General features: G+C 63.5%; 5 protein-coding genes. 4 read left to right on the plus strand and 1 reads right to left on the minus strand.

The features are described 5' to 3' along the window. The coding region (locus tag EN879_RS27155; protein WP_164774600.1) for a GNAT family N-acetyltransferase at positions 1-477 on the minus strand (477 nt) is incomplete at its 3' end. A 202-nt stretch (positions 478-679) separates the two neighbouring features. On the opposite strand from EN879_RS27155, the gene EN879_RS27160 reads away from it, so the two are divergent. The 4 genes from EN879_RS27160 to EN879_RS27175 all read left to right on the plus strand — a co-directional run. Beyond that, the gene (locus tag EN879_RS27160) at positions 680-1,135 is read left to right on the plus strand and encodes a DUF2214 family protein (RefSeq protein ID WP_024502811.1); all 456 of its coding nucleotides are present in this window, start codon (positions 680-682) and stop codon (positions 1,133-1,135) included. A 175-nt stretch (positions 1,136-1,310) separates the two neighbouring features. Beyond that, a complete protein-coding gene (locus tag EN879_RS27165; protein WP_063168999.1) occupies positions 1,311-2,288 on the plus strand; it encodes a tripartite tricarboxylate transporter substrate-binding protein in 978 nt (325 codons plus the stop codon). 74 nt (positions 2,289-2,362) lie between these two features. Continuing rightward, positions 2,363-2,836 carry a tripartite tricarboxylate transporter TctB family protein gene (locus tag EN879_RS27170; protein WP_063169000.1) on the plus strand — a complete coding sequence of 158 codons (474 nt, stop codon included), beginning with the start codon at positions 2,363-2,365 and terminating at the stop codon, positions 2,834-2,836. Between the two features lie 10 nt (positions 2,837-2,846). Continuing rightward, the coding region (locus tag EN879_RS27175; protein ID WP_206521014.1) for a tripartite tricarboxylate transporter permease at positions 2,847-3,793 on the plus strand (947 nt) is incomplete at its 3' end.

A 3,793-nucleotide genomic window follows, 5' to 3' on the forward strand; every position in this document is an offset into this window, starting at 1 on the left:
GTAACCGCACTTGGCAGCCACCCTCAGCGAAGCGCCATTTTCCGGATCGATGATACAGACGGTCTTCTCGCGCCCGAAAATCACTTCGCCCCATGCCAGGACGCGGCCAACCACCTCGGTGGCGAAGCCCGCCCCGTGCACGGCCGGAACCAGCGCCCACCCGGCCTCGGGAATGCCTTCGATCGATGGTTCCATGTCGCGCTTCAGATCGTGAAACCCGGCCTCGCCGATGAAGCGCCCGGTCGCCTTCTCCTCGATCGCCCAGAAGCCATAGCCAAGCAACGACCACAGGCCGGCGTGACGCAGGAAGCGCATCCAGCTTTCTTCGCGCGTGCGCGGCTTGCCGCCGATGAAGCGGGTGACGACGGGATCGGTCCACATCGCGGCATAGGTGTCGAAATCATCCAGGCGGTGTGCCCGCAGGATGGTTCGCTTCGTTTCGATGACAGGAGCACTGGTCGCTTGCGGATTGTTCATGGGATCTGCCTCGCACGGATCGCCAGCGCTTAGCAAATCGCCGGTGCTGCGCAAGGGGCCAGGGCAACACGGCCCATCATCCAGGCGCCGCTATGGGAATTTTGCGCGACGATGTTATTTTTCACCGCAGGCTGATTCAACACCCGCCAGCGCGACCTTTTTTCAGGCGCGCATTGGTGGCGTCAAACCCAGGGAAAAGAGCATGGATACCACCGATCTTGTGCTTGCGATCTTCCATCATCTGCTGGTGTTTTCGCTGGCGGGGATCATCGGCGCCGAATTCGTCCTGATCCGCGGCGATCTGGGTGCTGCGACGCTCAAGAGGCTCGCCGGCATCGACCGCCATTACGGCGTCATCGCCGCGCTGATCATCGTCGTCGGCATCGGCCGCGTCTTCTATGGCCTCAAGGGCTGGGAATTCTACGTCTACAACTGGGTGTTCTGGGCCAAGATAGCGGCGTTCGGCGCTGTCGGCCTGCTGTCGATCATCCCGACCGTCCGCTTCATATCCTGGAACAGGCAGGCGAGCGGCAATGCCTCGTTCCAGGTGCCGGCGACCGAACTTGCGTCCGTGAAGACCTATATCCGCGCCGAAGCTTTCATCTTCCTGCTCATCCCGGTCTTCGCCGCGGCGATGGCGCGCGGCTACGGCTACTAGGGTGGCGATCACCCTCCGACATTATCCACCCATCGAGTGCGGATGTTTGCGGATATCGGCAGTTTGCCGCCCAGTTGCTATTTGCTAGCTTGCCCTAGTTGTTGCTTCATGCGCAGCCGGTGTTGAGAGGAGATCCGCGCGGCGTTGGAGATTCATATCCCGGGAGGAGATCACGATGAGAAGATTTGTCGCCGCTCTGGCTGCTGCCGCGGCCGTCACGCTTTATGGGTTCGCGGCCAGCGCGCAGACCTATCCTGAACGAACCATCACCGTTGTGGTACCGTTTGCCGCCGGCGGTCCGACCGACACGGTCACGCGCCTCGTCGCCGAAGCGATGTCGAAGGATCTCGGCCAGCAGGTCATCGTCGAGAATGTCGGCGGCGCCGGCGGAACGCTGGGTGCCGGCCGCGTCGCCAACGCCGAGCCTGACGGCTATACGCTGCTGCTCCATCATATCGGCATGGCGACAAGTGCGACGCTGTACAGAAAGCTCGCCTACGACACGCTGAACGCCTTCGAATATGTCGGCCTCGTCACCGAGGTGCCGATGACCATCGTCGGCCGCAAGGACCTGGAGCCGACCGATCTCAAGGGGTTGGTGGAGTACGCCAAGGCCAACAAGGATTCCATAACCGTCGCCAATGCCGGCATCGGTGCGGCCTCGCATCTGTGCGGCATGCTGTTCATGAGCGCCATCAAGACGCCGCTGGTCACCGTGCCCTACAAGGGCACCGGCCCGGCCATGACCGATCTCCTCGGCGGTCAGGTCGACATCATGTGCGACCAGACGACCAACACCACCAAGCAGATCCAGGGCGGCACCATCAAGGCCTATGCCGTCACCTCGCCGGAGCGCCTCGATGTGCTGAAAGACGTCCCGACGACGGTGGAAGGCGGCCTTCCCGAAGTGCAGGTCGGCATCTGGCACGGTCTCTATGCACCCAAGGGCACACCGGCCGGGATCACCGAACGCCTGTCGAAATCGCTTCAGGTCGCGCTGAAGGACCAGAACGTCGCGGCCCGCTTCGCCGAACTCGGCACCAAGCCATCGCCCGAGGCCGATGCGACGCCCGCCGCACTGAAGGCCAAGCTGGAAAGTGAGATCGCGCGCTGGAAGCCGATCATCGAAGCCGCCGGCCAGTATGCCGACTGAGGTTTGAACAGGGGCGCCACCGGCGCCCCTGTTCGCTCGGCATCCGCTACGCACCGCGGCTTGGGAGAACCATCATGAAACCTTTCGCGATCGACAGGGCCAACGGCCTGTGCGCCGCCCTGTTCATCGGTTTCGGCGCATGGTTCGCGCTGCAATCGCTCGGCCTCGAAATCGGCACCGCGTTGCGCATGGGGCCAGGCTATTTTCCGCTGGTCCTGGCGATCGTGCTGGTCCTGCTTGGCGCCGTCATTCTCGTCCAGGCTGTACGCGTCGAGGGCGAAGCGGTCGGGCATATTGCGTGGCGCGGCATGCTGCTCATCCTGCCTGCTCCGATCTTCTTCGGCCTGACGGTGCGCGGCCTCGGATTCATCCCGTCGATCTTCCTGACGGCGCTGATCGCGTCGTTTGCCAGCCGCTGCATGAAGCCGTTGACCGCGCTCGTGCTGTCGGCCGGCCTGACATTGTTTGCATTCCTTGTCTTCAGCTACGCGCTCGGCCTGCCGTTCCGCCGCTTCGGCCCGTGGCTGGCCCCGTGGTTGGTGTCGTAAGGCGATGAGCATGGATCTGCTCGACAACCTTGCGCTCGGCTTTTCGACGGCGACGTCGCTGACCAACCTCGGTTTCTGCCTGATCGGCGTCCTTCTCGGCACGCTGATCGGCGTCCTGCCCGGCATCGGCGCCACCGCGACCATCGCCATGCTTTTGCCCATCACCTTCCAGATCGGCGACCCGGTTTCCTCCCTCATCATGCTCGCCGGCATCTATTACGGTGCGCAATATGGCGGCTCGACCACCGCCATTCTCATCAACATGCCCGGCGAATCCTCGTCCGCCGTCACCGCGATCGACGGCTACCAGATGGCCAGGAACGGCCGCGCCGGGGCGGCCCTCGCGATCGCGGCCATCGGCTCGTTCTTTGCCGGCACCGTTTCGACGTTCCTCGTCGCCATCTTTGCCCCGCCGCTGACGGCGATCGCGCTGAAATTCGGCGCGGCCGAGTATTTTTCGCTGATGATCGTCGGCCTGGTTTCGTCCGTCGCGCTCGCCCACGGCTCGATCGTCAAGGCGCTGGCCATGGTCGTGCTCGGCCTGCTGCTCGGCGTTGTCGGCACCGACATTTACACCGGCACGCCGCGCTTCACGCTTGGAATCCGGGAATATGCCGACGGGTTGAATTTCGTTGCGGTGGCGGTCGGTGTCTTTGGCATCGCCGAGATCCTGCGCAACCTCGAAAACGAGGATGAGCGCTCCGTGATGATCCGCAAGGTCACCGGCCTTATGCCGACCCGCGAGGACTTTCGGCGCATGGCAGCGCCCATCGTGCGCGGAACGATCATCGGTTCAGCGCTCGGCATCCTGCCGGGAGGCGGCGCGATCCTGGCAGCCTTTGCCTCCTACACGGTCGAAAAACGCGTCTCGAAAAACCCGAAGGAGTTCGGCAAGGGCGCCATCGAAGGCGTCGCCGGACCGGAATCGGCAAACAATGCCGGTGCGCAGACTTCCTT

Origin of the sequence: Mesorhizobium sp. M7A.F.Ca.AU.002.02.1.1, assembly GCF_003998535.1 — a bacterium.
Taxonomy (GTDB): Bacteria; Pseudomonadota; Alphaproteobacteria; order Rhizobiales; family Rhizobiaceae; genus Mesorhizobium; species Mesorhizobium ciceri.